The 4,701-nt window shown below is 58.8% G+C and carries 4 protein-coding genes; all 4 read right to left on the reverse strand.

Features of this window, described 5'->3' with window-relative positions:
• Positions 1-329: 329 nt before the first annotated feature.
• A complete protein-coding gene (locus FJY67_11370; protein ID MBM3330047.1) occupies positions 330-2,042 on the reverse strand; it encodes a GAF domain-containing protein in 1,713 nt (570 codons plus the stop codon).
• Positions 2,043-2,081: 39 nt separating this feature from the next.
• Entirely contained in the window at positions 2,082-2,777 is a 696-nt protein-coding gene (locus FJY67_11375; protein MBM3330048.1) for a ComF family protein, read from the reverse strand.
• A gap of 28 nt (positions 2,778-2,805) precedes the next feature.
• A complete protein-coding gene (locus FJY67_11380; GenBank protein MBM3330049.1) occupies positions 2,806-4,515 on the reverse strand; it encodes a hypothetical protein in 1,710 nt (569 codons plus the stop codon).
• Positions 4,458-4,701 (reverse strand): sigma-54-dependent Fis family transcriptional regulator (locus FJY67_11385; GenBank protein ID MBM3330050.1); only part of this gene is annotated, 244 nt, incomplete at its 5' end. The genes FJY67_11385 and FJY67_11380, both read right to left, overlap by 58 nt.

Below are 4,701 nucleotides of genomic sequence, written 5' to 3' on the forward strand. Positions count from 1 at the left end.
GGCGAAGAGGGTGAAGACCGCCAGCAGCACCAGCACTGCCAGCGACAGATTCGTTCTCGGGCTCATACCATTCTCCATTCAGTTTGGATTGATAGTGTGCCCGGGCTGCTTAAGCCCGAGCCGTAGCCCGAGCCGTAGCCCGAGCCGTAGCCCGAGGCAAGGTTTTCACAAAATACGGCTGCAAGAGGAAGTTGTCAAGGGTTTTTGCGAGCCCGCCCAAAAATAGTTTGCCCGCGTATTCGGACTGGCTCCGCTTCTCTGCTATCGGGCACGAAGCGCCTACGGCCGCTTCGGCCTCTACGCGGCGCCCCCCCTATCCCTTTACCCACTCATTCCACATCCAACTGCTCGGGACCTAAATGCTCCCGGGCGTATTCGACATGCATCTTCTGGTCAATGAAGAATTGCACAACGTCGGGGTCGAGTTCCTGGTCCTTAACCATAAAGTTCAGTATCTTAAGGACTTCGGACATCTTCTTAGGCTGTTTATAGGGCCGGTCTTTGGCGGTGAGCGCCTCGAAGATATCGGCCAGCGCCATGATGCGTGCCTGGAGGTTGATCTGATCGCCCGATTGCCCGAGCGGATAGCCCTTGCCATTCAGTTTCTCGTGGTGCGCGCCTGCGATGTAGGGGACGTTCTTAATCTTGCGCGGGAAGGGAAGTCGTTCGAGTATTTTGATCGTCATCAGCGCGTGGTTTTCGATCACCTTGCGCTCTTCGACGGTCAAGTTCCCCTTACGAATTGAGAGGTTGTAGAGTTCGTCCGGGGTCAGGATCGGCTCGCTGCCCTGTCCGGTGGTGACGGTTTGTGCTGCGAGCGCCTTCAAGTGGTCGATGGTTGTATCAGGGACGAATTCCTGCGTTGCATTGCATGAAGCGACGAACTTGAATTCCTCGTCAAGTCGCATTTGCTCCGCAATTAGTTCCGGCGGCAGCGCGCCGTTGCTGTCGTCGTCAAAGTTCCCATTATCACCCGCTGTCGCAAGCGAAGGCTGCGCATTCAACATCTTCAGTGCAACTTCGGCCTTCAGCAATTCGAACCGCAAACGGACCAGTTCCATCCGGTCGAAGATCGTCTCGAGTTTGGTGTGCTTGTCGATGACGTATTCCGGAGTGGTGATCTTGCCGGTGTCGTGAAGCCATGCCGCCAGGCGGAGTTCGTAGAGTTCGTCGGAGTTGAAGTGCGTCCCGGCGAATCTACCTTCCCCAGTGGCATCGATGCGCCCGGCGATTGCCATCGTCAGGTTGGCGACGCGCGAAATATGACCTCCGGTGTAGGGCGATTTTTCGTCTATCGCGGCAGCAATGGCTTGAATGAACGAATCGAAGAGGTTCTGGAGGTCTTTGATCAATCGGGCATTGGTAATGGCGACCGCCGCCTGACTGGCGAGCGACGCCGAGAGGTCCCGGGTCTCGTCCGAAAAGGCGATTAGATCGTCCCTGTCGGCGTCACGGGCGTTGATCAACTGGAGGACGCCGATGGTGTCGCCCTCGTGGTCGCGCATCGGGATCGTCAGCATCGACCTGGTCAGGTAATCGAAAGCCGCGTCGAATTTCTTCGTCCCCTCGAAATTGAACGCTGTCGATTGATAGACGTCAGGTATATCGATCAGTTCGCCAGTGTTGGCGACGAAGGCGCTGACGTTATTGCGGTTGGGCTGGCCGTCGATCTGCAAGGGAATGGGCGGAAAGGTGACCGGTGCTCCGGTTGCACCCCCGGTGCGCAACTGCAGTTTGTGGTTGTAGGCAATGGTGAAGCGGATCGCGTCGCGTTCCGGGGTGACCAGATAGAGCGTTGCACCGTCGGCATGCGCAAATGCCTGAGCCTCATCGACGATCATCTCGAGCAGCAGATCGAGGTCCCGCGTGCCGGAGAGCGCCACGCCGATCTTGGCAAGTTGGTTCATGTGCCGCACCTGGCGTTCGACCTGGGCATGCAGCCGGTTGATCTCGTTGACCAGTCGCCGGTCAGCGCCGCGGCGACGGTCGCCTCCGCCCCAGTCACTCGCCTCAGGCGAGAGGTTCAGTATTCTATTGAACATTGTAGTATCCTCTTCATTAGTGTGGCAGACGACATCATCCTAACCACAAGCGGCGAGGAAGAAGGTCTGCCTTACGCCCGCTTCGCGGAGGGCGTCGAGCGTTCCGAGCGCCGTGGCGCCGGTATGTATAACGTCGTCGATCACGAGGGCGATGCCGTCGGGAGGCGGTTGAGTCTTGCGCGAAGCCGGCTGATAGGCCTCGCGCAGGTTGCGCCGGCGAGCCTCATCACTGAGCCGTGATTGGGGTGGCCGGTGCCGCATACGGACGATTAGATCGGTTCTCATCGGCAGCCCAAGACGCGCTGCGAGGGCTTGCGCCATCAACAGGCTTTGATCGAAGCCCCGTTCCCGAACCCGTGCCGGATGTAGCGGCACCGGGACGACAGCAGAATAATTGGTCAGTTCAAACCACTCCGAAAATCTCCGCGCCATTTCCTGCCCGAGCCGCTCAGCGACGTCAGGACGGCCTCCGAACTTCATCGTATGAACGATCCGCCGGGCGGTCTCGCCGTAATGGAAGACAGCGAGCGCGCCCGACTTCAGTCGTGGCTCATCGCTCCAAATGCCCCGACCGGCTGCCGGAAGGCTCTCCCAACAGTTGCCACAAGCCCAGCCGAGTGAGTCCCCCATCGATGCGTAGCAGACCGGACAGCGCTGCGGGAAGAGAAGGGCTCTCACATCCGTTATCGGCATGAGAACGTTTCGCAAGAAGAGGCGGGGTAGCCCCGACATCATTCCTGAATACCGTTATCGCGAAACTGCCTCAGAGTGGTTCCAGCATCGCGGTAATCTGCAACGGAGAATCGCCCGAAGCGAGCGTGAATTCGAGCCTCCAGACCTTGTGCGCTGGATTGCGCAGTTCGAGCAAGTGTTTGCCGAACGGCAGGATGATCGGCTTGGCGCGGGGGGTAAGCCCCAATACTTCGCCGTCGATAACGATCTCAGCCCACGGCTTGACGCTCAGAATCTGCACCTGGCCGAAGTAGTTCCAGAGGTTGACATCGAGCCGTCGCGATTCGCCCGATTCAAGGAGAATCGGCAACACCACCGGAGTCGGGAATTCCGGGTTGCTGAGCACCAGTTGATGGTTCCCGGCGTCGAGTTGCAGGCTGCCGGTAAGCGGCGTAGCACCGCGTGGTATATTGTCGATCGTTACATTGGCCCAAGGCCGGGTGGTCAGCGACAAAATAGCAGGGCGAAGCGGCTCCAACACCTCTACTGGAGGCGGTTCGCTGCGAACGACAGGCCGATCTTCAACTGGTGGCGAAGTGGAAGAGGCCGGGCCGTTCACGGTTGTAGTATTGACATTTATTGGGGTGTTGTCGATGACCTGTGCGGTGTCACGGAGCGGTTCTTCCTGTTTCGTTGCCGGATGCGGAATGACTCGGAACAGTCCCGGGGCAAGTCCTCCGATCGGGGTGTCCGACGGTTTGTAGCGTATGGCAAAGAGAATCATCAAGAGGATCGCGGCCACCCCGGTCAAAATGATCGACCAGGGTGAAACCGGCCTCTTCAAGTCGATTCGAGTGATAGTTGAAGGGCTTCGTTTGGCAGCCGGAAGCGGTTCGCTGGCGACGCCGATATAGCGACGAATCGCCTCCCGGTCGAGCGGGATATTGTATTGTTGCGCCACATGCTCGACTTCGAGCAGCGCCTGTCCGGCACTGGCAAAGCGTTGATTGGGATTACGCTCCATCAACCGGACGACGATCTGTTCGACTTCGGGTGGAAGATCGTCGATCAAGAGTCCCGGCCGGTCGGGACGGCGATTCAGGATGTTCTTAAGGATTTCCGAGAAATTTGCGCCCTTAAAGGGCGGCTCGCCGGTCAGGACTTCATATAGCGAAGCGCCGAGGGAGTAGAGATCGCTGCGCCGGTCGATGTCTCCCCCCGAAATCTGTTCCGGTGGCATATAGACCGGTGTCCCGACCAGTTCGCCCTGCAATGTGATTTTCTCAGCGCCAGGATGTATCGCCAGGCCGAAATCGGCGATTTTGACCCGTCCCTCATGCGAAACGAGGATGTTGTCAGGCTTGATGTCGCGGTGCAGGACGCCTTTAGAATGGGCGTAATCGAGGCCGCGCAAGACTCCGGCGGCTATTGCCAGCACCGTCTGCCACGGCACCCGCCCTCGTGAGTGCACAAGTTCGCCCAGACTCTCCCCTACGACATACTCGAGCGCCAGCATCGGCGCGTCGGAGTCGGGGTCGTAACTGTAGATATCGACAACGTGCTCGTGCTTAACGAGCGCGCAGACTTGAGCTTCGCGTTCAAAACGTTTGCGGACATCGGGATCGGCAGCCGCGCGGGCGGTCAGTTTCTTGACCAGGACCGGACGCGCCAGGCTCGGTTCGGTGGCTTTATAGACGGTGCAGATGCCGCTCTGGGCCAACTCCGTTTCAATAATGTAGGGGCCTAAGCGGGCCGTGTCGCCTTGCCGCGATTCCACTCGTTCAATTTGTAGTGAAGCCACCGCAGCGAGACGTCGAGCCGCTCGGCGGTGAGGGTCTTATTGTCGCCGCACTCCTTCAACACCTTCAGGACGACGTCGCGTTCGTGATCTTTGAGGGTCTTTCGTTTCTGCGAGAGGTGCTCAGCCTCGGGTATGAAGAGGTCTGAGACGTCGATGGTCTCTCCTTCAGATAGAAGATGCGCCCTC

This window comes from Calditrichota bacterium (assembly GCA_016867835.1).
In the GTDB taxonomy this organism is placed as follows: Bacteria; Electryoneota; AABM5-125-24; order Hatepunaeales; family Hatepunaeaceae; genus VGIQ01.

Excerpts from the sequence above, each read along its gene's own strand:
- FJY67_11370 (MBM3330047.1), bottom strand. The coding sequence starts at position 2,042 with ATGTTCAATAGAATACTGAACCTCTCGCCTGAGGCGAGTGACTGGGGC.
- FJY67_11375 (MBM3330048.1), bottom strand. The coding sequence starts at position 2,777 with ATGATGTCGGGGCTACCCCGCCTCTTCTTGCGAAACGTTCTCATGCCG.